At 65.9% G+C, this 25,157-nt stretch carries 25 protein-coding genes and 1 pseudogene; 9 read left to right on the top strand and 17 right to left on the bottom strand.

Annotated elements, in window-relative coordinates; genetic code table 11:
- Nucleotides 1-4: 4 nt before the first annotated feature.
- Both JOD62_RS14470 and JOD62_RS14465 read right to left on the bottom strand, forming a co-directional pair.
- A complete protein-coding gene (locus JOD62_RS14470; protein ID WP_204939932.1) occupies nt 5-421 on the bottom strand; it encodes a GNAT family N-acetyltransferase in 417 nt (138 codons plus the stop codon).
- 8 nt (nt 422-429) lie between these two features.
- A complete protein-coding gene (locus JOD62_RS14465) occupies nt 430-1,773 on the bottom strand; it encodes an MFS transporter (protein WP_204939931.1) in 1,344 nt (447 codons plus the stop codon).
- Between the two features lie 55 nt (nt 1,774-1,828).
- Between JOD62_RS14465 and JOD62_RS15150 the strand changes: the two are divergent.
- Together JOD62_RS15150 and JOD62_RS14455 are read left to right on the top strand one after the other, a co-directional pair.
- Nucleotides 1,829-2,811: pseudogene (locus tag JOD62_RS15150) on the top strand (serine hydrolase domain-containing protein).
- Between the two features lie 87 nt (nt 2,812-2,898).
- The gene (locus tag JOD62_RS14455; protein ID WP_204939929.1) at nt 2,899-3,270 is read left to right on the top strand and encodes a hypothetical protein; all 372 of its coding nucleotides are present in this window, start codon (nt 2,899-2,901) and stop codon (nt 3,268-3,270) included.
- 45 nt (nt 3,271-3,315) lie between these two features.
- On the opposite strand, the gene JOD62_RS14450 is transcribed toward JOD62_RS14455, so the two are convergent.
- A complete protein-coding gene (locus tag JOD62_RS14450) occupies nt 3,316-3,657 on the bottom strand; it encodes a YciI family protein (protein WP_204940240.1) in 342 nt (113 codons plus the stop codon).
- A 93-nt stretch (nt 3,658-3,750) separates the two neighbouring features.
- Between JOD62_RS14450 and JOD62_RS14445 the strand changes: the two genes are divergently transcribed.
- A complete protein-coding gene (locus tag JOD62_RS14445) occupies nt 3,751-4,407 on the top strand; it encodes a GNAT family N-acetyltransferase (RefSeq protein ID WP_204939928.1) in 657 nt (218 codons plus the stop codon).
- Here JOD62_RS14445 and JOD62_RS14440 read toward each other — a convergent pair.
- Both JOD62_RS14440 and JOD62_RS14435 read right to left on the bottom strand, forming a co-directional pair.
- Nucleotides 4,404-5,021 (bottom strand): GrpB family protein, encoded by a 618-nt coding sequence (locus tag JOD62_RS14440; RefSeq protein WP_204939927.1) that lies wholly within the window; start codon nt 5,019-5,021, stop codon nt 4,404-4,406. The genes JOD62_RS14445 and JOD62_RS14440 overlap by 4 nt on opposite strands.
- 195 nt (nt 5,022-5,216) lie before the next feature.
- Nucleotides 5,217-7,589 carry an ATP-binding cassette domain-containing protein gene (locus JOD62_RS14435; protein ID WP_204939926.1) on the bottom strand — a complete coding sequence of 791 codons (2,373 nt, stop codon included), beginning with the start codon at nt 7,587-7,589 and terminating at the stop codon, nt 5,217-5,219.
- 178 nt (nt 7,590-7,767) lie between these two features.
- Between JOD62_RS14435 and JOD62_RS14430 the strand changes: the two genes are divergently transcribed.
- Complete coding sequence (locus JOD62_RS14430; RefSeq protein ID WP_204939925.1) at nt 7,768-8,346, top strand: HdeD family acid-resistance protein; 579 nt, start codon at nt 7,768-7,770, stop codon at nt 8,344-8,346.
- 75 nt (nt 8,347-8,421) lie between these two features.
- Here the strand turns inward: JOD62_RS14430 and JOD62_RS14425 are convergent, their stop codons facing one another.
- Nucleotides 8,422-9,186: an SDR family oxidoreductase gene (locus JOD62_RS14425; RefSeq protein ID WP_204939924.1), complete on the bottom strand. Its 765-nt coding sequence runs from the start codon at nt 9,184-9,186 to the stop codon at nt 8,422-8,424.
- Between the two features lie 132 nt (nt 9,187-9,318).
- Between JOD62_RS14425 and JOD62_RS14420 the strand changes: the two genes are divergently transcribed.
- From JOD62_RS14420 to JOD62_RS14405, 4 genes are all read left to right on the top strand, one after another.
- Nucleotides 9,319-9,798 (top strand): NfeD family protein, encoded by a 480-nt coding sequence (locus JOD62_RS14420; RefSeq protein ID WP_271171559.1) that lies wholly within the window; start codon nt 9,319-9,321, stop codon nt 9,796-9,798.
- A gap of 5 nt (nt 9,799-9,803) precedes the next feature.
- Nucleotides 9,804-10,730: an SPFH domain-containing protein gene (locus tag JOD62_RS14415; RefSeq protein ID WP_204939923.1), complete on the top strand. Its 927-nt coding sequence runs from the start codon at nt 9,804-9,806 to the stop codon at nt 10,728-10,730.
- Nucleotides 10,727-11,542, top strand: a complete 816-nt coding sequence (locus JOD62_RS14410) for a glycerophosphodiester phosphodiesterase family protein (RefSeq protein WP_204939922.1) — start codon at nt 10,727-10,729, stop codon at nt 11,540-11,542. Before JOD62_RS14415 ends, JOD62_RS14410 begins: the two co-directional genes overlap by 4 nt.
- Nucleotides 11,543-11,672: 130 nt before the next feature.
- The gene (locus tag JOD62_RS14405; protein WP_204939921.1) at nt 11,673-12,053 is read left to right on the top strand and encodes an RNA polymerase-binding protein RbpA; all 381 of its coding nucleotides are present in this window, start codon (nt 11,673-11,675) and stop codon (nt 12,051-12,053) included.
- A gap of 21 nt (nt 12,054-12,074) precedes the next feature.
- On the opposite strand, the gene lnt is transcribed toward JOD62_RS14405, so the two are convergent.
- From lnt to JOD62_RS14360, 9 genes are all read right to left on the bottom strand, one after another.
- Nucleotides 12,075-13,649 carry an apolipoprotein N-acyltransferase gene (gene lnt / locus JOD62_RS14400; RefSeq protein WP_271171558.1) on the bottom strand — a complete coding sequence of 525 codons (1,575 nt, stop codon included), beginning with the start codon at nt 13,647-13,649 and terminating at the stop codon, nt 12,075-12,077.
- Between the two features lie 10 nt (nt 13,650-13,659).
- Nucleotides 13,660-16,119 carry a DEAD/DEAH box helicase gene (locus JOD62_RS14395; RefSeq protein ID WP_204939919.1) on the bottom strand — a complete coding sequence of 820 codons (2,460 nt, stop codon included), beginning with the start codon at nt 16,117-16,119 and terminating at the stop codon, nt 13,660-13,662.
- The gene (gene tatC / locus JOD62_RS14390) at nt 16,116-16,871 is read right to left on the bottom strand and encodes a twin-arginine translocase subunit TatC (RefSeq protein WP_204940238.1); all 756 of its coding nucleotides are present in this window, start codon (nt 16,869-16,871) and stop codon (nt 16,116-16,118) included. Before tatC ends, JOD62_RS14395 begins: the two co-directional genes overlap by 4 nt.
- A gap of 62 nt (nt 16,872-16,933) precedes the next feature.
- Entirely contained in the window at nt 16,934-17,191 is a 258-nt protein-coding gene (tatA, locus tag JOD62_RS14385) for a Sec-independent protein translocase subunit TatA (protein ID WP_204939918.1), read from the bottom strand.
- Between the two features lie 45 nt (nt 17,192-17,236).
- Complete coding sequence (locus JOD62_RS14380) at nt 17,237-18,208, bottom strand: helix-turn-helix transcriptional regulator (RefSeq protein WP_204939917.1); 972 nt, start codon at nt 18,206-18,208, stop codon at nt 17,237-17,239.
- A complete protein-coding gene (locus JOD62_RS14375; protein ID WP_271171557.1) occupies nt 18,205-19,194 on the bottom strand; it encodes a helix-turn-helix transcriptional regulator in 990 nt (329 codons plus the stop codon). The genes JOD62_RS14380 and JOD62_RS14375 overlap by 4 nt, the downstream gene beginning before the upstream one ends.
- Nucleotides 19,194-20,159, bottom strand: a complete 966-nt coding sequence (locus tag JOD62_RS14370) for an FKBP-type peptidyl-prolyl cis-trans isomerase (RefSeq protein WP_204939916.1) — start codon at nt 20,157-20,159, stop codon at nt 19,194-19,196. The genes JOD62_RS14375 and JOD62_RS14370 overlap by 1 nt, the downstream gene beginning before the upstream one ends.
- A gap of 9 nt (nt 20,160-20,168) precedes the next feature.
- On the bottom strand, nt 20,169-21,188 hold the full coding sequence (locus JOD62_RS14365; RefSeq protein WP_204939915.1) for a tRNA (adenine-N1)-methyltransferase: 1,020 nt from the start codon (nt 21,186-21,188) through the stop codon (nt 20,169-20,171).
- Nucleotides 21,185-21,880, bottom strand: coding sequence for an HAD family hydrolase (locus tag JOD62_RS14360; protein WP_204940236.1), 696 nt, complete (start codon nt 21,878-21,880; stop codon nt 21,185-21,187). The genes JOD62_RS14365 and JOD62_RS14360 overlap by 4 nt, the downstream gene beginning before the upstream one ends.
- Before the next feature lie 109 nt (nt 21,881-21,989).
- Between JOD62_RS14360 and JOD62_RS14355 the strand changes: the two genes are divergently transcribed.
- On the top strand, nt 21,990-22,841 hold the full coding sequence (locus JOD62_RS14355; protein ID WP_204939914.1) for a PAC2 family protein: 852 nt from the start codon (nt 21,990-21,992) through the stop codon (nt 22,839-22,841).
- Between the two features lie 61 nt (nt 22,842-22,902).
- Here the strand turns inward: JOD62_RS14355 and JOD62_RS14350 are convergent, their stop codons facing one another.
- Together JOD62_RS14350 and JOD62_RS14345 are read right to left on the bottom strand one after the other, a co-directional pair.
- Entirely contained in the window at nt 22,903-23,727 is an 825-nt protein-coding gene (locus tag JOD62_RS14350) for an undecaprenyl-diphosphate phosphatase (RefSeq protein ID WP_204939913.1), read from the bottom strand.
- A gap of 45 nt (nt 23,728-23,772) precedes the next feature.
- The gene (locus JOD62_RS14345; RefSeq protein WP_204939912.1) at nt 23,773-25,074 is read right to left on the bottom strand and encodes a M20/M25/M40 family metallo-hydrolase; all 1,302 of its coding nucleotides are present in this window, start codon (nt 25,072-25,074) and stop codon (nt 23,773-23,775) included.
- Between the last annotated feature and the right edge of the window lie 83 nt (nt 25,075-25,157).

The following is a 25,157-nucleotide window of genomic DNA, read 5'->3' as shown; positions in this document are numbered from 1 at the left end:
CTGCTCAGCGCATCTGCCTGATCATGTACCGGTGCGGATCTTCTGACGGCGCGAATCCGTACTGGGCGTAGAGGCCATGGGCGTCGGCGGTCGCGAGAAGGATTCGCGTGATCGGCAGCGGTGAGAGATCGTCGATCACTCCCTCCACGAGCATCTTCCCGATGCCGTTGCCTCGCGCGTCATCTGCAACGAAGACATCGCACAGCCACGCGAAGGTCACGCCATCTGTGACAACCCGCGCGTAGGCGACCTGGGTACCAACCGCGTCGATCACACCGTAGTTGCGCGACGCATCCATCGCGCGCTCCTGCACGGAGCGGGAGCGGCCCTTCGCCCAGTACGCCTGTTCGCTGAGCCAGCGGTGCACGCGATCGCGATCGATGTGTGAGTCATCAGCAGTGAATGAATAGGTGGAAGGCATGGTTCATCCTACGAGCGACGGGAGCGACGGCTTCCACGCTCGGGATCCAGGCCGATACGGATTCGCGTGCGCTTGCGCTCGATGATGATGAACACGACCCCAAGGACCCACAGCGGAACCTGCATGAGGAACGCCAGACGGAAAGCCTCGAGGGAGTAGGTGTCCGGCGTACCCGCGCCCTGCAGGTCGAGCGCCAGGCCGATCACGAACACCGCGATGAGGGCGGCGATGAAACCGCCGGCATTGGTGATCCCGGTGGCGGTGCTCAGACGGTGGGCAGGGTTGTGCGTGCGTGCATGATCGAAGGCGATCAGCGATGCGGGTCCGCCGGCGGCGAGGGCGATCATGAGAGTGAACAGCAGCCACAGCGGAGCGTTTCCTGGCCACAGGATCACGGCAATCCACGCGACCATCTGCACCGCCACCGTCGGCAGCACGAGGGCGAAGGAGCGTCGTGTCGGAATGCGTTGAGAGAGCCCACCCAGCAGCGGTCCGAAAAGCATGCTGGCAACGACGAAGACCGAGAGCAGCCCTGCCGCCGCCGTGGCAGTCATGCCCTCACCTGCTGTCAGGTACGGCATTCCCCACAGCAGGACGAAAGCGGTGCCCGCGAACGGGGTCGCGAAATGCGACCAGAACGCCAGTCTGGTTCCGGGATGCGCCCACGCCGCGCGGATGCCGACACCCGTGTCGATTGCGGATGTGACGACGCGAATCGCCCCGGTCTCGGTGTTCACGCTGACGTCGGACGGCTGCTCCGGTGGACGATTGCGGATGAGGGCCCATACCAGGATCGCGAACAGCAGGCCGAGGCTGGCGATGCTGAAGAAAGTGATCGACCACGTCGTCGCGTGAAGGAGCGCCGCCACCGGGACGAGCGCGACGAGTTGTCCGGTCTGACCGAGCAGACCGGTGAGCTGCACCATCACCGGCCCGCGCTGGGCGGGAAACCACAGGGCGATCAGGCGAACGGCGGCGGGGAAGATCGCGGCATCACCCGCTCCCAGCAGCATGCGGGCGATGAGCGCGACACCGATGCTGGGCGAGATGGCCATGACGAACTGTCCTGATGCCATCAGCACCATTCCGATCACCATGATGGGCCGTGCGCCATAGCGGTCGAGGAGCACTCCGACCGGGATCTGCATGCCGCCGTACATCGCGAGCTGAACGACCGCGAACAGTGCCAGGGTCGAGGCATCCGCCTGGAAATGCTCCGCTGCGTCCACGCCGACGGCGCTCAGTGAACTGCGGTTCGTGATCGCGACGATGTACGCGGACACGGCGACTCCCCAGATCACCCATGCCCGCGGCCCGAACGAAGTGGAGGGCGCAAAAGACGGGGAAGCCATGCAGACAACGCTACCCCTCGATGTGACATGCACTCGGCCTCGACGCTGGTAGGTTATGGCGGTGAATTCCGCTGTGTTGCCGCGTTCCACCCCGCGAGCGGAGGGCGTGTCCTCCCGTGCCATCGGAGCCTTTGTGGACCAGCTCGCGGATGCAGGTATCGAGTGCCACTCGATCATGGTGATGCGTCACGGGAGGGTGATTGCCGAAGGGTGGTGGGCGCCCTACGCCGCGGAGCGCCCGCACCTGCTCTATTCGATGACGAAGACGATCACCGCGCTCGGTGTCGGGATCGCCATCGGCGATGGGGTGCTCGCGCTGGAGGATCGCATCATCGACCTGCTGCCGCGGCACGTACCGGAGGTTCTGGGGGAGCAGCGCAGCGGCTCACGGTCGAGCATCTGCTCACGATGACGACTGGCGTCGACGAGGACGCGCTTGGCGATTCCTGGACACGCGAGCCCGGTGACCTGGTGAAGGGATTCCTGGGATCCGCGTTCGTCCATCGTGAGGGTACCGTTTTCGCCTACGACAACGCGGCGGCGTTCGTACTGGCGCGCATGGTCGAAGCGGTCACGGGGGAGGACTTCGCTGATTTCACGGATGCCCGGCTGCTGCATCCGATGGGTATCCGCGACGCGGAATGGGATCGGGTCGCGAGCGGGAGAGTCTTCGGCTTCCACGGTCTGCACCTGACCACCGAAGCGGTGGCTGCGATCGGCGAACTGCTCCGCCTCGATGGCCTCTGGGCAGGCGAGCGCCTGCTTCCCGCGGGATGGGTGGATCGCGCGACCCGCGCGCACGTCGACAGCCGCCACTATGTGTCCGGCGAACCCGGCCCTGACTTCCACAGCGGCTACGGGTATCAGACGTGGGTCGGACGTGAGGGATTTCATGCCAACGGGGCATTCGGCCAGCACCTTCTCGTCATACCCGAGCGAGCGCTCGTCGTCGCACTGACGTGCGGACAGACGGAAGTGCGGCATGCGCAGGACGCGCTCACCGCCGTATGGGAGTGTCTGCTGCCGGGCGTCGAATGAACAGACAGCGAGAAGGATGACCGCGTTCTCGCCGCTCGTCTCGGGCACTGCGCGTTGCCTGGCGTCGCGGGGGAGAGGCGAGCGGATGTGGCGGTCTCCGCATCGGTCGTCGACGTCGACGTCGCCGACTCCGCTGTGGAGGCCGGAAGGTTCGTGTCGCTCTCGGTGGACGGCGCGGGATGGATGCTGCGCATCGACGGCATCGGTGAAGTCGAGATCGGATTCGGGGTGTGGGCGGAGAGCGCGCCGACGGGCCGCCCTGTGTGCGCCATGGGCGCCTGGCAGGGTGACGCTTTCGTCGCGCATCTCTACGTCGTGACCTCGCCGCACCGGGTCGATCTCGTGGTTGATCCAAGAACCGGGACGGCGACGCTTCGCTGGCACACGGTACCGCTCACCACGAGCGACCTGGCTCTGCACCTGCGGCATCCGTTGATGACCCGACCTGATGTGTCGTAGGGGCTCGTGCAGGGTTGTATCTGGAGCGCCGCGGTGCCCCCTCGACTAGCTCAACGGGTCGTAGTGAAAGGCTCGGACCTCTTGCGCGCACCGACAGGCCTCAGCGAACTTCGCCGCCCACAGGAGCGCGTCGTCGTACGTGGGCAGTTCCAGAACGCTGTAGCCACCGTCGAGTTCGGCTGTCTGAGGGTAGGTGCCCGCGGACACGCTGCCGTCGGCATTGACGCGCACCGGAGGGATGCTGTCGTCGATGCCGCCGCCGAACACCCACACGCCCGCATCGCGGGCCTTCTGCACGACGGCGTGGGACGCGTCGGAGACAGCGGGGAGGTCTTCGGGCGCCACCTGCATCGCGGGACTCGGGAATGAGATGAGGTACTTCGTCATGACGGTGGCTCCTCGGATGTCGGCGTTCATCCAGCATCCGCCTCGACCCGCCGTGAGACAAGACCGAGGTGCACAGTGGGATAGCGTCGTCCCATGAAGTTGGAAGATGTCTGGCCACTGTTCGGACTCGAGATCGCCACGCCTCGCCTGACTCTCCGTCCCGTGCGCGATGAGGACCTGCCCGAGCTCGCCCAGGCGGCTCTGGCTGGCGTACACGCGCCCGAGCGCACGCCTTTCAGTGTTCCGTGGACGGATGCTGCGCCGGAGGATCTACCGCGCAATCTGGCGGCCTTCCAGTGGAGCCTGCGCAGCCGGATGAGCCCGCAGCACTGGACGGTCGCCTTCGCGGTGCACTTCGAAGGCCGTGTTGTCGGATCGCAGGACCTGTCTGCGTATGACTTCGCGAACCGCCGCACGGTGAATACCGGATCGTGGCTCGCGGCGTCTGCACAGGGGAGGGGACTGGGCACGGAGATGCGTGCGGCACTTCTCCTTTTCGCGTTCGACATCCTTGGTGCAGAGTGGGCCGAATCCGGCGCGGCGAGCTGGAACGGCGCATCGCTGAGGGTCTCTGAGAAGCTCGGCTACGAGTTGAATGGCGTGACGCGTGTGTCACCGCGACACGGCGAACCGGTGGATGAGCAGAAGGTACGCCTCAATCGCGCTCGCTTCGTGCGCCCGGACTGGAGGATCGGAACCCGCGGGGTCGAGCCCGCACTCGCGCAGCTCGGGATCACCTCTGACGACTAGCGCTGGGCGGCCCATCCTTCGAACTCTGCCTGCACCTCGTCGAAGAACGCCGTCTTGGCGCGGGTGTAGTCGTCGTAGTCTGCCTTCCCGATCTGCTGGGCGCTCAGTGCGCGCTTGACGCTCTCGTAGCGCTCCCGTGCCTCGCTGTTCGCACGCAGCCAGTCCCGGAACCACACGGTGTACTGACCCCACGGCGAATCTGTCCGGCGGATGTGCAGGATCGCCTGATGTTTGTCACTCCAGAACAGGGATTTTTCCCAGATTCTGAGGTCAAGACGAGTCGATCCACGCGGTATATCACGATCCACGCCGGGGGAGTCGGGGCGTGAGCCCCGGGCTCGCTCGAAGCCGAGAGGCGCCAGAGACTCGCTGAGCTCTGCCTCGGCGGGGAGAGGGAGGATGCGCACCTGCAGATCGATGAGTGGCTTCGCCGCAAGGCCTGGCACAGCGGTCGATCCGATGTGATCAAAGCACGCGTCGTCCGCACCATCGATCTTGAGAATCGCGGTGCGGATGCGGGCGAGAAGAAGTTCTGCGCGCCGCGGCCACTCGCTTTGATACTCGACGAGTGCGGCGGGGTTCGAATCACCGGCGACGGTGTGACGATCTTCCACGCACACAGCCTCTCACAGCGTGGTTCACGCTAATGCTCCGATCAACCGGCTCGCGTCGGTCGCTGGTGCGACGTGCCACCGACGGACGCGGGGAGTGCAGCACCCGTCGATCTCTGACGCAGACTGACATAATGTGCATTATCGGTGTAATCAATGGGGTGAGGCAGAACCAGGCTGAGCACGCTCCTATGCGGCCTAACTCGCGACGTATTCCGCGAGGTGCTGTCCGGTCAGCGTCGTCTTACCGGCGACGAGTGCAGCCGGTGTTCCTTCGAACACGACGCGTCCGCCATCATGTCCGGCACCCGGGCCGATGTCGATGATCCAGTCCGCGTGCGCCATGACCGCCTGATGATGCTCGATCACGATGACAGTCTTGCCGGAATCGACCAGGCGGTCGAGCAGCCCGAGAATGTTCTGAACGTCCGCGAGATGCAAGCCCGTGGTGGGTTCGTCGAGCACGTACACATCGCCCTTCTCGCCCATCTGGATCGCCAGCTTCACTCGCTGGCGTTCGCCGCCCGACAGCGTCGACAGCGGCTGTCCGAGTGACAGATACCCGAGCCCGACGTCGTCGAGGCGCGCCAGGATCGCTGCCACCGCAGGGATCTTCGCTTCGCCCTCCGAGAAGAACACTCGCGCTTCGGAAACCGGAAGATCCAGCACCTGCGTGATGTCCTTGCCGCCCAGTGTGTACTCGAGAACGGCGGCCTGAAAACGCTTTCCGCCACAGTCCTCGCAGGGCGTCTCGATCGTGTCCATGAAGCCGAGCTCGGTGATGATGACTCCTGCGCCCTTGCATGTCGGACAGGCGCCCTCCGAGTTCGCGCTGAACAGCGCCGGCTTCACCCCATTCGCCTTCGCGAACGCCTTGCGGATCGGCTCCAGCATCCCGGTGTAGGTCGCGGGATTACTGCGCCGCGAGCCCTTGATCGCGCTCTGATCGATCGTCACGACGCCCTCACGCGGTGCAACGGAGCCGTGGATCAGCGAGCTCTTTCCCGAGCCGGCGACCCCCGTGATGACCGTCAGCACGCCGGTAGGGATGTCGACGTCGATGTTCTGCAGGTTGTTCTCCGTCGCATCACGCACCGTGATCGCCCCGTCCGATTCCCGCACGGTCTCTTTGAGGGTCGCACGGTCGTCCAGGTGCGTCCCTGTCCGAGTGCCGCTCTCCCGCAGCTGTTCGACGGTGCCCTCGAAGCAGATCTCCCCACCGCCGCTCCCTGCCCCTGGTCCGAGGTCAACGACGTGATCGGCGATCGCGATCGTCTCGGGCTTGTGCTCCACGACGAGCACCGTGTTGCCTTTGTCACGCAGCTTGAGAAGCAGTCCGTTCATCCGCTGGATGTCGTGCGGGTGCAGGCCGATCGTGGGCTCATCGAAGACGTACGTCACATCCGTCAGCGAGGAGCCGAGGTGCCGGAGCATCTTGATCCGCTGCGCCTCTCCCCCGGACAGCGTCCCGGACGGCCGATCCAGGCTGAGGTACCCGAGCCCGAGGGTGACGAACGCATCGAGATTCGCGCGCAGGGCGTCCAGCAGCGGTCCGGCGCCCACAAGATCCCGGCTGCGCACCCACTCCGCGAGGTCAGTGACCTGCATGCGGCAGGCATCCGCGATGCTGATTCCGTCGATCTTCGAAGACCGTGCGCCCTCGGTCAGACGTGTGCCATCGCATTCCGGGCATGTCGCGAACGTTGCGACGCGCTCGACGAAGGCGCGGATATGCGGCTGCAGCGCATCCAGGTCTTTCGACAGCATCGACTTCGTGATCTTCGGAATCAGGCCCTCGTAGGTCATGTTGATCCCGGAGATCTTCACCTTCGTGACCTCGCCGTACAAGAAGAGGTGCCGCTGTTTCTCGGTGAAGTCAGAGATCGGCTTGTCGGCCGGATAGAAGCCGGACTGCGAGAAGCCCTTCACCATCCAGCCGTCCGCCGTGTACCCGGGCACCATGATCGCACCCTCATCGAGCGACTTGCTCTCGTCGACGATCTGGCTCAGATCCAGGTCGGACACCGCGCCTCTCCCCTCGCAGCGCGGGCACATCCCGCCGAGATAGATCGCGTCCTTGACGATCTTCTTCTCGCCACCGGGCCCCGTCATGACGCCACTGGCCTTCTGGGTCGGAATGTTGAAGGAGAACGCCGTCGGACCGCCGATGTACGGCTCTCCCAGTTTGCTGAAGAGAATGCGCAGCATCGCGTTCGCATCCGTCACTGTGCCTACCGTCGACCGCGGGTTGGCTCCGAGCCGCTCCTGATCGACGATGATCGCCGTGGTGAGCCCCTCGAGCACGTCGACGTCCGGGCGCGGGACGGAGGGCATGAATCCCTGCACGAACGCGCTGTACGTCTCGTCGATCATGCGACGGGACTCGGCAGCGATCGTGTCGAACACCAGCGAGCTCTTTCCCGATCCGGAAACGCCGGTGAACACCGTGAGCCGCCGTTTGGGAATCTCGACGTTCACCTCTTTGAGGTTGTTCTCACGTGCGCCCTGCACGCGGATCAGGTCGTGCGCATCGGCAGCATGGGTTTCGGACACAGCGCGGTTCTCAGACATAGGTGTCAGCTTCCGGTGAGACGACGAAGAAGTTGTGGCGCGACGACGACGGCCGCGTTCACGGCTCACCAGAATAGTCCCGGAGAGCGACGAAATCAGCGCCAATCCCCCAGAGCGAGCGAGCCGGGCGCTAGTGTGAGCATCAGCCCTCACAGGGCACTCACAGGAAGGGTTCACCATGTCTGACACGCGTGCCGAAGCACAGTCGTTGTTCAAGTCGATCCGCATCTCACTGGCCGTCTCCGGAGCCATCGCGCTCATCGCGGGAATCGTCCTGCTGGTGTGGCCCGTCAAGACGGCGATCATCATCACCGGAATCGTCGCTGCATACCTCGTGATCGCCGGAATCGTGTACATCGGTCTCGGCATCTTCTCCGCGAAGAAGGGCGGATGGGCGCGTGTCGGCCATATCGTCCTCGGCCTGCTGTACATCGTCGCCGGCATCATCGCGTTCGCCAACCTGCAGGCCGCTACGGCGACGCTCGCGATTGTCGTGGTGATCTTCGTCGGTATCAGCTGGATCATCGACGGCGTCGTCGCTCTGACGCTCCTCGGTTCGGACGGCTCGCGAGTGTGGACGCTCCTCTACGCGCTGCTGAGCATCATCGCCGGTATCGTCGTGCTCTTCTCGCCGATCACCACCGGACTGCTGCTCTGGCTCATCCTGGGCATCTCGCTGGTCGCGATGGGCATCGTGCAGATCGTCCGCGCCATCACGCTCGGAAAGGCAACGAGCAAGGTCGACGCGGCGGTCTGACCGCAGTTCCTGTCATCGAGAAGGGCCTTGTCTGATCCTCAGCAGATCGGACAAGGCCCTTCTCGATGGTGAAACCTACTCCGCGACGAATCCGCTCACGTCGCCGATGAGGCGGGTGTTGTCCGCCGGCACCGGGTCGACAGCAGCGGATGCGACCTCCGCGGCGAACTCGGACACGTTGTAGAGGCGTCCGGCCGACTCACGTCGCTGCGAGATCGCCCCCGGGTTCGCGCGCTCGAGCAGCGTCGCGGTGATGGTGCCTTCGATCATGTCGCCGGAGACGACAGTGAAACCGATGCCGCGCTCCGCGAGGCCGGGGATCCGCTCGCGGAGGGCGTCTTCGCCCGCGCGCTTCGAGAGCGCAACGGGCTCGTACTCGGGCATCGTCGGCGTCGTGCGAATGAAGTGGGCCTGATGGCTCGTGACGAAGACGATGCGCGAGCCCTCCCCCAGCAGCGGAGATGCCGCGTCGAGCACGTTGAGCTGCGCGTCCCGGTTGAGGGTCAGTGCGTAGTCCTCCCCCATGTTGGCTTCCATGCCACCGGAGGCGTTGAGGACGAGGATGTCGAGGCGACCGTACTCCGCGGCGACCGCATCGAACATCGCCTTCACGGAAGCCTCATCCGTGAGGTCCGCGCCGACGACGAGAGCGCGACGCCCCAGAGCGCGGATCTCGTTGGCGAGCTTCTCGGCACGCGGCGCCTTGTTGCGGAAGTTGATGACGACGTCCGCGCCGGCCTCGGCGAAGTAACGAACGGTGTCAGCACCGATTCCCCGGGAGGAGCCCGTCACGAGGGCGACCTTTCCATTGAGCGATTCGGGGGCGAGCGGCTGGGTCACTATGACTCCTCATGGGTTCGAAACTGTTGGCTTCACGCGGGCGCGAACGGCCACAGCACACCTTATCAACCGCCGTTCCCCGGCCCCGGCGCACGTGTCGACCGCGTGGTAGGTTGACGGAAAGGAGGCTGTGTGGACAATCTGAATACCGTTCTGCAAGGCATCGAAGAGTGGTCGTGGATCGGGTGGCTCGTCTTGATCGCCCTCTTCCTGGTGATCGAGATGCTGACGCTGGACTTCACTTTCCTGATGCTCGCTCTGGGCAGCGGTTTCGGACTTGCATCCGATCTCACGGGTCTCCCCATCTGGGCTCAGGTGATCATCGCTGCCCTCGCTGCCGCCGCGCTCATTCTTCTCCTGCGTCCGCCACTGCTGAGACGCCTGCACCGTAACGAAGACCCGACGAAGTCGAACATCGACGCCGTCGTGGGGCTTCACGGGACCGTCCTCCTCCAGGTGACCTCCCTCACCGGCCAGGTCAAGCTCAGCAACGGCGACACCTGGACCGCCCGCGCCGTCGACGGCGGCGTCCTCCCTCCCGGCACGCCTGTTTCGGTCGTGTCGATCGAGGGCGCCACCGCTCATGTCCGTCCTACCGCCCACGAGGAGTAACCCCCATGGACGATTCATCCTTCATTCCCACCGCCATCGGCTGGATCCTCGCGATCGCCGTCATCATCTTCGTCTTGGTGACGGTCGCGCGCTCCATCCGAATCGTTCCGCAGGCCACAGCAGGTGTGGTCGAGCGTCTCGGCCGCTACCACAAGACGCTGACGCCAGGTCTGAACCTTCTGGTGCCCTTCATCGACCGTCTGCGCCCGCTGATCGACATGCGAGAGCAGGTCGTCTCCTTCCCGCCGCAGCCTGTGATCACGGAAGACAACCTGGTCGTCTCGATCGACACGGTCGTCTACTTCCAGGTGACCGACGCGCGCGCCGCCACCTACGAGATCGCCAACTACCTCGGTGCCGTTGAGCAGCTCACCACGACCACGCTCCGTAACGTCGTCGGTGGTCTCAACCTCGAGGAGGCGCTGACCAGCCGCGACAACATCAACGGACAGCTTCGCGTCGTCCTCGATGAGGCGACCGGCAAGTGGGGCATCCGCGTCGGCCGTGTCGAGCTGAAGGCAATCGACCCGCCCCTGTCCATCCAGGATTCGATGGAGAAGCAGATGCGCGCCGAGCGTGATCGTCGTGCTGCGATCCTCACCGCGGAGGGTACTAAGCAATCCGCGATCCTTGAGGCGGAGGGTGCGCGTCAGGCGGAGATCCTTCGTGCAGAGGGTGAGAAGCAGGCCGCGGTCCTTCGTGCTCAGGGCGAGGCCGAGGCGATTCAGAACGTCTTCAGCGCCATCCACCAGGGCGCACCCGATGACAAGCTCCTCGCGTACCAGTACCTGCAGATGCTGCCCAAGATCAGCGAGGGTCAGTCGAACAAGCTCTGGATCATCCCGAGCGAGTTCTCCGAGGCGCTGAAGAACTTCGGAGGCGCCTTCACGCCTCGTGCCGGCGGATCGCCGCTGCCTCCGCGCGCAGAGTGACACACCCGTATTTCGACGCGACGCCGGCGCCGCGCGTTCTTGCCCACCGGGGTCTTCCAACCCCCGTGCAGCAAGACGCGCAGGCGCCGGCGCTTTCGCGTGCCGACGACTTCACCGTCTGGGAGAACACCGCGCTCGCTCTGGCGGCAGCCCACGCCGTCGGGGCGGTCTACATCGAGACGGACTGTCGCATCACCTCCGACGGCGACGTCGTCCTGTTCCACGACGAGACCCTGCTTCGGGTGATCGGCGACCCCCGGGCGGTCTCCGCTGTCTCGACGCGGGAGCTCTCAGACCTCATGTCCCAGAACGGCGGGTTGCTCACCCTTTCGGATGCCCTGGACGCCTTCCCCACCGTGCACTTCAACATCGACGTGAAGGCGGCGGAGGTCGCTGAGCAGCTCGGGCGCGTGGTCGCTTCCCAGGCCCACCGCGTCCTGGTGACGAGCTTCGACGACCGCACCCGACTTCGGGCACTGTCATCCGCGCTCGGTTCCGGAGCCACGATGCGTCCTGCGACGTCCGCGGGGCAGGCCACGATCGTGCGCGCGCTGGGCGCCGCGCATACGCGCCTTCCGGCGCTCATCCGACGCGCGCTCCGCGACGTCGACGCCTTGCAGATCCCTGAACGTCATGCCGGGGTGAGGGTCTTCTCCCCCGCCCTCGTGCGTGCCGCACACAGGATGGGTGCGGAGGTTCACGTGTGGACAGTGAACGCTCCCGCAGACATGAAGCGGCTCGTCGAAATGGGTGCTGATGGGATCGTTACAGACCGCGCCGATGTGGCGCTGAAGACTCTCACACAACCCTGATTTTCCGCGATATTTCGGGATTTTCTCGTGCCCGCTGAGCATCGGCTGTGAATACCTCCGAGAACTCAACGCCTCTGATGTGCCGCACAGACTAACGCGCTATACCTGAGGACGACGAGAGGACCACACAATGGCAGATCGCAGCCTGCGCGGCATCCGACTCGGCGCCCAGAGCCTACAGAGCGAAGAGGGCGTCGTGTTCATGGAACGACGCGAAACGATTTACACGTGCGAGACCTGCGGCCACGTGACCACACTCATGTTTGCCGCCGATGCTGAGCCGCCGACCACCTGGGAGTGCCGAAACTGTGGTGCGGAGGCGCGACTGCAGATCGACGGCAAGTCCGTCGTCGTGGAAGAGAACGCGGAGAAGGTCGCGCGCTCCCACTGGGACATGCTGCTTGAGCGTCGCACGCGCGACGAACTCGAAGAGCTCCTGGAAGAGCGTCTCGCCTACATCCGCGACCGTCGTGGCGCAGGCGAAGATCCCACGCGGGCAAAGAGCGCCTGACCTGCTCACGGTGCGCCGACGCTAGGAGCGCGAAGAACGCCGCGCTCTGAACCACCCGAGAAGCACGAGGAGCACCCCGCCCCAGAGCAGGATTGGCTCCAGAACAGGCGCAACCACAACACCCGCCGTCGCCCCGGTGCGAAGTTCGACATCCTCGAGCATCGCACCGGGGCGATCTGCGTCCAGTGCAGCCTGGGTCGAGCCATCCGCGCGAATCACCTGGCTGGTTCCCACCGTCGAGATGTTGACGACCGTGCGTCCCGTCTCGATCGCGCGCATCCGCGCAATCGCGAGCTGCTGCAGGTTCTCATCCGTACCGCGGAAATCGGCGTTGTTCGTCTGGAAGACCAGGAGCTCCGCTCCCCCGTTGATCCCCTCACGGATGACATCGTCATAGATGACGTCGAAACAGATCGCGAGACCGATCGCGGTGTGATCCAGCGTCATCACCGGGGCATCGGTTCCGGGCGTGTACTCGCGTTGAATGAGCCCGATGAGGTCGGGAGCGATCGCGTTGAAGAACGCGCGATCCGGGACGTACTCACCGAACGGCACAGGGTGCCGTTTGGCGTGCGTCTGGGTGTCGTCGCGTGCCGGCGCAGGACGGCTGACGTCCCAAAGGAACGAGGTGTTGAAGTAGCGATCGCCGACGGCGGTTGCTGCGTTCGCGAGCAGCGGGGCATCTGCCTGGGCAACGACGCGCGAGAGCATCCGCGCAAGGGTCGGATTCTGGAAGGGGTCCCCTTCGACGCTCCCCTCCGGCCAGACGAGGAGGTCAAGATCCTCGCCGAACAGGGGCCGGGAGGCATCAATCTGTGACGCGATGATGGCCAGGGGCTCCCGTGCGTCGAAGTATCCGGTCGGGCCGTTGCCCTGAACTGCGCCGACGCGCAGTTCGCCGCCTGCGGTGGTGGGGAACGCCGGCACCAGGAGCAGTGCAAGGAGAGCGGCGATCGGCACGGTGAGTGCGGGGACCAGGCCTCGCAGCGTGAACGAGCTCCGCCGCTCCCACGAGAGTCTCAGCACTTCGACGAGGGCGGCGACGAAGAACACCAGGACGAAGCTCAAACCACTCACACCGATCCAGGACGCCAGCATCGCGGCCGGCGTGTCGACGAGCGTGTAGCCGACGCGGGCCCACGGGAACCCTCCGTAGGGGAAGGCTCCGATGAACAGCTCACGCCCCACCCACAGCGCGGCGACGGCGGTCGCGACGAGCAGTACACGCAGGGCGGGACGCGGCGATGCGCGAGGAAGCCACCGATACGCGAGGGCGACGGGGATGAGACCGACACCCGTGAGCAGAGCTTCGAGCGCGGACAGGGCGGTCCAGGGCAGGGGCCCGAGGTAACGGGAGGTCCACGAGACCAGCAGCAGGTAGAAGACCAGCCCGAACACGACGCCCACCAGCAGCGCACCACCGGCGCGCCGCCCCATGAGCGCGACCAGGAGAAGACCGATCGCCACCGGTGCGGCGATCCAGAGGGAGACCGACGGGAACGCGAGATCGAGCAGTGCGCCGGCACACGCAGCGACGACGACGGCAAGCCAGAGCGGGAGCGGAGGGCGCACTGGTGTCAGCGATGGGGTGATCACGTTCTCGTCCTCACATCGAGGAGTAGGCGACGATGCCGCGGCGCACACCGTCGAGGGCATGCCGCGCAGTGCGGGCCAGAGCGATGTCGGGTGCGACGATCGAGAGCTGATCGAGCAGATCGATGGTCTGCTTGGTCCAGCGGACGAAGTCTCCGGCTGCCATGTCGGCATCCTGGAGCACGCGATCCAGCGAGACTCCACGCGCCCAGGCGTGCATGGCGCTGGCGAGCCCTGCAGACGGCTGCTCGGTACCCGGGAGGCGATGATCCTGTTCCAGGTCGTCGAGCTGTGCCCAGAGCGTCTGCGTCTTGTCCCACGCCTGGAGGAACTTCCCCCTCGGCAGGCCACGACTGCCGTCAGTGGCCTCGTCGCGGCGAGGTTCGTAGACCAGGCAGCATGCCATCGCGGCGAGAGAGGGGGCGTCCAGCCCCTCCCAGAGTCCGAGCCGCAGAGCTTCAGCGACCAGGAGGTCGCGCTCACCGTAGATGCGCTGCATCGTGCGCCCGGCCTCGGTCAGTTCGATCTCGTCTCCGGTGCCGCGCACATACGAGACTGCTTCCAGCACATCGACGACGCGGTCGAAGATGCGCGCCACTGTGCCTGTGCGCGTCTCGATCTGTCGACGAGTGCGGTCTGTCTCGCGCTTGAGCTTCCAATAGCGCTCGGCCCAGCGCGCGTGCGTCTCCCGGTCAGGGCAGGAGTGACAGGGGTGGCGCTTCATCCGCGTTCGGAGCGACTCGACCTTGCGTGCGCGCTTCTCGCGAATCGCCCGCGAGACATGACCTTCCGTGCGGCCCTTCTTCTCGAGATCAGTCAGCTCACGACGAATCGCCGAATACTCAGTGAAATCGCCGTACTCGCACGCCATCGATGCGCGGTACCCCGCGAGGGATTCTTCGGCGTCCCGCACCTTTCGCGCGAGCCCAACGACGGCGCGGTCGGCTTGAAACTGTGCGAACGAGGACTCGAGGATCTCGCGGGCGCGCTCCCGTCCGAATCGGTCGATCAGGTTCACGGCCATGTTGTAGGTCGGCCGGAAGCTTGAGTTCAGCGGGTAGGTCCGTCGGGAGGCGAGGGATGCCACGGCCTGCGGGTCGAGCCCCGGGCTCCACTGCACAACCGCGTGGCCCTCGACATCGATGCCCCGACGCCCGGCACGACCGGTGAACTGGGTGTACTCCCCCGATGTGATCGGAACGCGCGCCTCGCCGTTGAACTTGTCCATCTTCTCGAGGACCACGGTGCGCGCCGGCATGTTGATACCGAGCGCCAGCGTCTCGGTCGCGAACACGACTCTCACGAGCTTGCGCTTGAAGAGAACCTCGATGATCTCCTTGAACGCGGGAAGCAGCCCGGCATGGTGCGCGGCGATTCCGCGCTCCAGGCTGTCGAGCCACTCGCCGTAGCCGAGGACGATGAGGTCGTTCTCGTCGAAGCCGTGCATTCTCTCGTTGGCGACGCGGCGGATCTCCGCCCGCTCCTCTGCGTTCGTCAGACGCAGCCCCGAGCGGCGCACCTGCTGCACGGCCGCATCGCAGCCGACCCGGCTGAAGATGAAGAAGATCGCGGGCAGGAGGTTCGCGTTCTCCAGCATCCGCACGACATGGGGGCGATCCATCCGCTCGATGCGGCGCCCGCCGAATCGAGACTCCGCGCGCGCGTCGTGGCCACGGCGCGGCCCACGACTCCCGCGATCTCGCGGCGAGTATCCCCGGTTGCGGTCGCCACGTCCGCCACTGGATGACCCGAGACGCAGGAGCGCCTGATTCACCTGCTGATGTGAGGCGCCGGAGCGATCATCGAACAGCGGGAGCAGTTCGTCCCCTGCCAGCACGTGCTGCTCAAGGGGAACCGGACGCGTCTCCGAGACGATGACATCTGTGTCACCGCGCACGGTGTCGAGCCAGTCCCCGAACTCTTCTGCGTTCGACACCGTCGCGCTCAAGGAGATGAGTCGGACGGCCGCAGGAAGATGGATGATGACCTCTTCCCACACCGCACCGCGGAAGCGATCAGCGAGGTAATGGACTTCGTCCATGATCACGTAGCGGAGGTGATCGAGAGCCGAGGAGTCGGCGTACAGCATGTTGCGCAGCACCTCGGTCGTCATGACCACGATGCGCGCGTTGCCGTTGATGTTGGTGTCGCCCGTCAGCAGTCCGACCTGATCGGCGCCGTACACCTCGACGAGCTCGCGGAACTTCTGATTGGAGAGCGCCTTGATCGGGGTCGTGTAGAACGCCTTGTCGGAGGGCGTCTGCATCGCGAGGTGGATGCCGAACTCACCCACGACCGTCTTGCCTGCTCCGGTAGGGGCCGCGACGAGCACGCTGCGCCCTCGCTCAAGGGAATGACAGGCGGCCACCTGGAAAGGATCGAGGGCGAACTGCTGCGCCGCAGCGAATGCGGCCGTATGGGGATGCTCGCGTGCGTCCTCTTCGGCCGAGTAGCCGCTTCGCGACGCAGTCATGCCTTGGGCTCGGGCAGCAAGGGATCGGCGCGCTTGCGTTTACGGCGATCGAAGAGCAACGAGACCAGAGCTGCGAGAACGTACAGCACACTGAGGATCCCGGCCAGCAGCAGCATGCTGATGACATCGGCCGCGGGCGTCGCGAGTGCCGCGAAGATCGTCGCGATGAGGACGGCGACCCGCCATCCCTTGAGGATCGTGTGCCCTGACATGATGCCCGCGACGTTGAGCGCGACCAGGAACACCGGCAGCACGAAGGAGATCCCGACGACGAGCATGAGCTTGAAGATGAAGTCGTAGTACGTCGGAGCGTCGTAGAAGTTCACGCCACCCTCGGGGGTGAAGCCCCACATGAGCTCGATGATGTGAGGCATGACCGTCAAAGCCACGTAGCAGCCCGCGAAGAACAGCGGGATCGCCGCGGCCACGAAAGAGATCGTGTATCGGATCTCTTTGCGTGTCAGCCCGGGCATGATGAACGCCCAGATCTGCCACAGCCAGATAGGAGCAGCGAAGAAGATGCCCAGTGTGAAGGCGATCCGCATGCGGAAGTCGAAGGCCGACGTCACTCCGGAGAAGTTCAGTGCAGCGAAGTCATCGCCGCGTCGCTCGTTGACGAGCTCAACAGGATGCGCGAGAAAAGCGATGATGGGGTCCGCGATGATGAACGCCACGATCATGGCGACGACGATCGCGGCGGCCGAGATCATGAGCCGCTTGCGGAACTCTACGAGATGCCCCTTCAGGGACATCGTGCGATCACGCCGCGGCTTCTTGCCTTCCGCGGCCGCGGACTCCAGCGCCGTCACTCTCGTCAGCTGGCGCGATCAGTGCCAGGTGCGGGGTTCTGCCCGGGTGCCGTAGACCCGTCGGTGGTCTCTGCGGGGACGGCGGGAGCGGCGTTCGCCTGCGCGGCGGCGTCCTCTTCCTTCATCGCCTTCATCTCACCCTTGAAGACGCGAGCCGACTGGCCCATGCTCTTCGCGAGCGCGGGAAGCTTGGCTGCACCGAACAGCAGGAGGATGACGGCAAGGAGAATGACCAGGTGCCATCCGTTGAGGCCTGCGAACATGATTTTCTCCCTCAGATCGAAGTCGACGTCAGTCTACCTGACAGATCATTCGTGTTCGCCGTAGAGCGCGAGTCCGGCGAGAGCCCACTCTCGGGCCGCCACCCGCGCAGCACGCGGCGTGCGCACCTCGAGCTGACCCCCGAAACGGGCGGCGAGCCGTCGCAGTCGCGCCGGGTCCCCCACCCGGACGTGCGCCGTCAGCATCCCCTCGTGGACCTCGACCTCCGCCTGATCCAGGAACTCACCCAGCAGCGGAGCGAGGGGCGCGGGCATTCGCAACGTCGCCTCGTCGTCATCCGCCGCCGTCGCGAACAGATCCGGCACAGGATCGCCCGCGTGAGCGATGGGGATATCCGTCATCGTCACCTCGCTGACACGGTCGAGGTGGAACGTGCGCATCGCACGGCGCAGATGGCACCACCCCTGCAGGTACCACTGGCCATCCGAGATCAGGACCTTCACGGGATCGACCGTGCGCGTCGTCGGCGGCGCGTCCGGAGCACGGTAGGTGAAGGAGATCGCACGTTGCGCGTTCAGCGCCTGCGAGACGAGAGTGCGCACGTCGTCGACAGGCCCCGGGGCGACGATCACTTCAGACGGGCGGGCGCCGGCACCGCGAGAGAGCTTCGCGATGAGACCGGACACCAGCTCTGAGTCGGCGACGGTGGGCAGTGACGCGGTGAGCTGAAGTCCCGCGAGCAGCGCTGCCGCTTCCCGGGAGGTGAGCCGCGGAGCGCGGCGAAGTCCGACGTCGTTCGTGATCTCGATGATCCCCTGCTCTTCCAGCAGGTCCCAGTTGATGTCGAAGAGCTCCTGCGGCGGCTGCCAGTAGCCGGCGTCCCCGGGAAGCCCGATCACCGTGAGCTTCTGCACCATGCGACGCATCTCATCGACGGAGATCTCGAAGTCCGCGGCGGCCTCAACGAGGGAGACCTCTCCGCGTTCCAGCAGATACGGGACCAGCGTCAGATACGCGCGGACACGGTCGGCGGTGAGCAAGGGTTTGCGTGCGCTCATCGTTCCCCACCCTCTGTGTGGGCGGCGACAACATCACGCAGCCGGCTGATGACGGCGTCGCGCAGCTCAGTCGGTTCGACGACGCGGACCTCGGGACCGTAGGAGGCGAGCTCATCCGCGAAGACGTGCAGATCGACGTACGGCACGCGAACCCCCTGCGTCGCGGGGGTTGCCCGGCGGGCGAGACGGAGGTCCGCCTCGGTGCCCGGCGTCGTCTCCAGCAGCGCCGAGTGTGCCGCGGCGACCGCTTCCAGGCCCGCACGTGCGCGATCGCCGGCACCCTCCTGGGCAGCGGAGGAATGCACCCGCGACGTGACCTTCACATCTCCGACGATGCGGGTGAGCAGGTAGGTGCGCTCCGCATCGGCGTTGAGATCACGGCCGAAAAGGTGCCAGCGCGCCTCGAACTCGAGGAGGGCCAGCGGCAGCACCCGTCGTGCGCGCGGAGCATCCTCCCCCGGCTTGAGATAGTCGAACTCGACCTCCACACTGCGGTCGAGAGCGTGCTGCAGCGGCGCGAAGGCCGACTCGCGTGCGGCGATACGGGGTGCGAAGCCGATGATCGGCTCGTCGACGTCGATGCCGAGTGCGCGGATCTTGCGCACACCGGCCCGCGCGTCGTCAGACATCGAGCCCTCGCTCCACACGCTTCCCGCAAGGCGCAGGACAGCAAGCTCAGCGGGCGTGAACTCGATGTCGAGCGGCAGATCGTACTCGGACTTCGGAATGCGGTAGCGCGCCTCGCGAAGGTCGTTCGGGTCTGCGAACTCGCCGATCGTCTCGATCGGCATGCCAAGCGCGCGCAGCTCGTCTTTGTCGCGTTCGAACATCTTGTCGAGCGCGACCGAGCTCACGCCCGCTTCCAATCGCTGACGATAACCGGAGACGCTGTCGACGATCTGCTGCTTGGTGAGGCCGATCTCCGTGGCCATCAGCGCCACCACGAGGTTCGTGAGGCGCTCCTCCGCCGGGATCCGCTCAGCCACTACTGCCCTGCGGGAGAATCTGTGCCGAGGATGTCGACGACGAACACCAGGGTGGAGTTCGCGGGGATGCCCGCCTGCTCCTGCTCACCGTAGCCGAGCGCCGGCGGGATCACGATCAGCACCTGCGACCCGACCGTCTGACGCTTGAGCCCCTCGGCGAAACCGGGGATGACGCTGGTCAGATCGAACTGCTTGGCGTTGCTGTCCCATGAGCTGTCGAAGACCTCGCGGCCTTCCCAGGTCACACCGGTGTAGTGCACGCGCAGCGGCTCGTCGCCGGTGACGACAGGGCCGTCACCCTTGATGAGCGTCTGCACGACGAGCTCCTCCGGTGCATCGGCATCCGGAACGATGATGCCGGGGCGACCATCGGGAGCCCGGACCACCGTCGGAAGGCCCAGCGCGCCGTTGAACTCCAGCGAGCCCTCGGCGTGCGGCAGGTACACCTTCAGGACGTCGATGACCGCGACGACGGATTCATCTTTGCCCAGGTTGAATCCGGCGGATGCTTCGGCACCGAAGTCCTCCGGGGAGATCCCGGTAATGATGCGCGACCCCTCGGTCGCGCACTCGAGTGCCGTCGCGATTCCCGGGATCTGCTGCGCCCAGGAGTCGATGTTCGACAGGCGCGACAGGTCTCCGTTGAACTCCGTAGCCACGATGAGCTCACCGGAATCACCGGCGTACAGTGCGACATCGAGGGCGACGAGCTGGTCAGACGTCGTGATCGCGCGGCCCTCGCCGACGATCAGGTCGCTCACACTCGACTCATTGATGCGCACGGGCGTCGGCAGCGTCACCTTCGGCTCGGTGCCGAGATCCCCGGTCACGGTCGCCAGCGACGCGACATGGCTGTCGGTCGCACGTTCGCAGGATGCCCCTTCGAACGACGGTGCCGCCGTGCACCCGGTGAGGGCGAGGGCGGTGAGGCTGACAGTGATCAGGGCGGCAGAAGTCTTACGCACCCCGTCAGTCTATTCGTCTGTGCTGATGTCGTCCGCGCCACCCCGCGCGGAGGCGGCGACACGTGCGCCGTCTGCCGCTTTCTGGGCGTCGCGCACGCGCTTGCGGAGGTTCTTGTCGGTGATCTCACGGTCGCCCACGGCCCCGGGAGTCCACTTCTCGACATCGTCGTCGCCGTAGCTCGACTTCGAGGCGCGTCGCTTGACCTCGGGCGGCACCGCGCCCGGCGCCAGGCGGCGGGCGGTGATCAGGAAGCCCGTGTGCGCGACCATCCGATGATCGGGGCGAACCGCGAGGCCCTCGACGTGCCAACCGCGCACCATCGTCTCGGATGCCAGCGGCTCCGTGAAGAGTCCCGTGCCGCGGATGTACTCGGCGACGCGTGAGAGCTGTGTCGCGGTGGCGACGTAGCACAGCACCACACCGCCGGGGGTGAGAGCGTCGGCGACCATGTCCATGCACTCCCAGGGAGCGAGCATGTCCAGGACGACGCGGTCGACCGTGCCGTCCTCGAACTGCCGGGGCAGCTCATCGGCGAGATCGCCGACCACGACACTCCAGGTGTCGGGCAGACCGCCCATGAACGTCTCCACGTTCGCCTGTGCGACCTCCGCGAAGTCCTCGCGACGCTCGAAGGACACGAGGCGCCCGTTCGTGCCGATCGCACGCAGGAGCGACAGCGACAGGGCGCCGGAGCCGACGCCAGCCTCCGCGACCACAGCACCCGGGAAGATGTCGGCCTGCGTGACGATCTGGGCGGCATCCTTCGGGTAGACGATCGCCGCGCCACGCGGCATCGACATGACGAAGTCGCGCAGCAGCGGACGCAGCGCCAGGTACTCGTGGCCGCTGCTGTTGGCGACGACGGATCCGTCGGGCTGGCCGATCAGGTCACGGTGAAAGAGCACTCCATGATGCGTGTGGAGTTCGCCGTCCTCGCGCAGGGTGATCGTGTGCAGCTTGCCCTTGGGGCCGGTCAGCTGGACGCGGTCACCTTCACGGAAGGGGCCGCTGGGGCGCTGGTCGGTCACGCGAGGTCTCCTGTCGTAGAGGGGGCGAGGGATGCCGCGCGGCGGTGCGCGGTGAATTCTGAGGCGATGTCTTCGACCGTGCGACCGGCAAGGCTCGGCCAGAGGACATCCGCACCGAAGCCGTCGAGGGCGACGATATGCGGGACGCCGATGGTCACGGCACCGGAGGCGGATGCCGAGCGCACGCCCGTCGGCGAGTCCTCGAGCGCAACGGTGTCGACGATGTCGACCCCCAGCGTGCGTGCGGCCTGCAGATAGGGATCCGGGAAGGGCTTCGGCCGTTCGACCTCATCTCCGCCGACGATCAGGTCGAACGCCGTGAAGTCCATGAGCGCGACGATGTCGACGGCCATGCGGCGCAGCGACATCGTGACGAGAGCGGTGGGGATCTGCGCTGCGCGGAGCGCGCGAAGCATCTCCTGCGCACCCGGGCGGAACGGCACACCGCGTGTGGTGAGCATCCGGCGGACTTCGTCAGTCAGGTGGTCCACGATCTCTGTGACGCCCATCCGCACGCCCGCGGCCTGCAGAAGACGAGCACTGTCTTCCAGGCCGTTTCCGACGAGCTGCATGGCCTGTTCGTGCGACCAGGTGCCTCCGAAGGATTCGATCAACGTCGTCTCGGCGGCCATCCAGTAGGGCTCGGTGTCGACGACGGTTCCATCCATGTCCCACAGGACCGCGCGCGGCATCTCAATCACTTCACCATCGTAGCCGTGGCCAGACGCAGGCCCGCATGCGAGCGCTGGCGGCTAGCCTGGGATGATCCAATGACGCAACCGTCGTCAGGGAAGGACTCACGTGCACGCTCTCGGATCCCGGATCGTCGTCGCCGCCTTCGATGGCTGGAACGATGCGGGCGAGGCCGCAACGGCGGCCGTGACGATGCTGCGTGAGAGCGTCGAGTACGAGCTCGTGCACACGATCGATCCCGAGCTGTACTACGACTACCAGTACACCCGTCCGTCGATCGGGTTCGCGTCCAGCGGGTCTCGTGAGCTCAAGTGGCCCGGCGCATCGCTCTGGCGTCCGGCAGAGCCCGGTCCTGGCACCGAGCTCTGGCTGCTGACGGGCGTCGAACCGGCCCGCGCCTGGCAGGCCTTCTCCGCGGAGTTCATCGACATCTGTCTGCGCGACGACGTGACGGGCTTCGTGACGCTCGGTGCGATGCTCTCGGACGTCCCGCATACCCGGCCTATCTCCGTCTTCTCCGCCAGCACGAACGAAGAGGTCCGCGAGGCGCTGTCCCTGGAGCGTTCGCTCTACGAAGGACCGGTGGGGATTCTGAGCGTTCTCGAGCACTCCGCGGAGCAGGGCGGCATCCCTTCGGCGAGTCTCTGGGCGAGCGTGCCGCACTACGTGGCATCCGCGACGCCCTCCCCCAAGGCGACGCTCGCGTTGCTCGACCGCCTGCACGAAGTCACCGGTGTCGATGTTCCTCGTGGCACCCTCCGTACCGATGCTGCCACCTGGGAGGCATCCATCGATGCCGCGGCGGCCGAGGACGAAGACATGGCGGACTACATCCGCCAGCTCGAGCAGACGCGCGACACCTGGGATTCTCCGGATGCCTCGGGCGACGCGATCGCGCAGGCATTTGAACGCTATCTGCGCCGGGGCGGTGAGGGTCCAGGCCCCGACAAGCGGCGGTGACGCAGAAGTGCCTCCTACGAGACTTCGTCGGAGGCACTTCTGCGTGTCGTACGTGCGTCGGTTACGGCGCGATGGCTCCTGTCGCGAGAAGCACCAGCAGTACGCCACCGAGCAGCACCCGGTAGATGACGAACGGCAGGAAGCTGCGCTTGGAGATCCAGTTCATGAAGAACGCGATCACGCCGAGCGCGACCACGAAGGCGATGCCGGTCGCAGCGAGCGTCTCCCCGGCGCTGAACACGGGCGTCTCGTCGAGGCTCTTGAAGAGCTGGTAGAAGCCGGAGCCGAACACGGCGGGGATCGCGAGCAGGAAGGCGTAGCGAGCCGCCGCGGCGCGCTCGTACCCGAGGAACAGCCCCATCGTGATCGTCCCGCCGGAGCGGGAGACCCCGGGCACCAGCGCAAGCGCCTGCGCAAAACCGAAGGCGATGCCATGCGGAACCGTGAGCTGGTTCAGTGAGCGACGCTTGGCGCCGACGTAGTCAGCGATTCCCAGCAGGATGCCGAACACGATCAGCATCGTCGCAACGACCCACATCGATCGGAAGACCGTCTCGATCTGGTCCTGGAAGAGCAACCCGAGCACGACGATCGGGATGCTGCCGATGATGATCAGCCACCCCATGCGCGCGTCCGCGTCATTGCGCGGGATCTTCCCGACCAGCGACAGAGACCAGTGCTTCACGATGCGGACGATGTCGCGCCAGAAGAACACGACGACGGCGGCTTCGGTGCCGATCTGCGTGATCGCAGTGAAAGCCGCGCCCGGGTCTGTGGCGGACGGCAGGAAGGTCCCCAGGATGCGCAGATGTGCGCTGGACGAGATCGGCAGGAACTCGGTGAGCCCCTGCACAATGCCGAGGAGGAGCGCTTCGAACAGGTGCATGCGTGAAGAAACCTTCTGTCGAGGGGATCGAGAGAGAACTCGTGATCAGTAGGTGCGGAACAGGTCGGCCAGCACCCGCTGTCCGAAGACGAGAGAGTCTACGGGAACCCGCTCGTCGACACCGTGGAACATCCCGGTGAAGTCGAGTTCCGCCGGCAGTCGCAGGGGTGCGAAGCCGTAGCCGGTGATGCCGATGGCAGAGAGCGCCTTGTTGTCGGTTCCCGCACCCAGCAGGTAGGGAATGACCGGGGTTCCGGGGTCATGGCGGTCGAGGGCCGCCACCATGGCGTCGACCAGAGGGCCTGTGAAGGGAGTCTCCATGCCGATGTCGCGCACGACGATCTCGATTTCGATGTCGTCGCCGACGATCTCCTGCAGCTGAGCGAGAACGGCATCCTCTGTGCCGGGCAGCACGCGAACGTCGATGAGCGCCTCGGCGCGCTCGGGGATCACGTTGTGCTTGTACCCGGCCGTCAGAGCTGTCGGGTTCGTCGTGGTGCGGAAGCTGGAGCGAAGGAAGGCCTCCGCGGGCCCCGCGGCGGAAGCCAGGGCATCCGGATCCTCCGCGGAACGCCCGGAAAGCGCGCTGAGTCCCTCGAGAAGCTGTCGCGTCGTGTCGGTCAGCCGCACCGGCCAGTGCGTCCGACCGATGGCCGCGACGGCTTCGGAAAGCCGCGTCACCGCGTTGTCGGGGTGCAGGCGGCTGCCGTGCCCGGCGCGACCGCGGGCGACGAGACGGATCCACAGGAGCGCCTTCTCCCCGACCTGCAGGAGATACGCGCGATGGCCGTCGACGGAGATCGAGTAGCCGCCGACCTCGCTGATCGCCTCTGTCGCACCCGCGAACCACTCCGGGCGCTCGCGAACCACGAGCGCCGAGCCCTCGACCCCGCCGTTCTCCTCGTCGGCGAAGAACGCCAGGATCAGGTCACGCTCGGGCTGCTCCCCCGCGCGCAGCAGGTCAGCGACGGCCGTGAGGATCATCGCATCCATGTTCTTCATGTCGACGGCCCCGCGACCCCAGAGCATGCCGTCACGCACGATTCCCGCGAAGGGGTCGACGCTCCAGTCCTCGGCCATCGCCGGAACGACATCGAGGTGCCCGTGCACCACGAGCGCCGGCTTGTCGCGATTGCGTCCCGGAACACGCGCCATGACGTTCGTGCGCCGAGGGACCGGTTCGAAGTACTCCGGAACCAGACCAAGTGACTCGAGGTAGGCGCCGACGTACTCTGCGGCTTCCCGCTCGCCCTTGGCGTTGCCGCCGCCGAAGTTCGAGGTGTCGAACCGGATGAGGTCCGCGGCGACACGAACGACTTCGGGTAGATCGGACGCAGAGTCAGGCATGACCCCAGGCTATCGAATCGCGGCGACGCGCCCGGGCGTGCGTCCCGGTTCGTGAGGCCTCGGAGATCGTGCTAATCTCGATC

Source organism: Microbacterium keratanolyticum (genome assembly GCF_016907255.1).
In the GTDB taxonomy this organism is placed as follows: Bacteria; Actinomycetota; Actinomycetes; order Actinomycetales; family Microbacteriaceae; genus Microbacterium; species Microbacterium keratanolyticum.
This window is presented reverse-complemented; position numbering and strand designations above follow the sequence as displayed.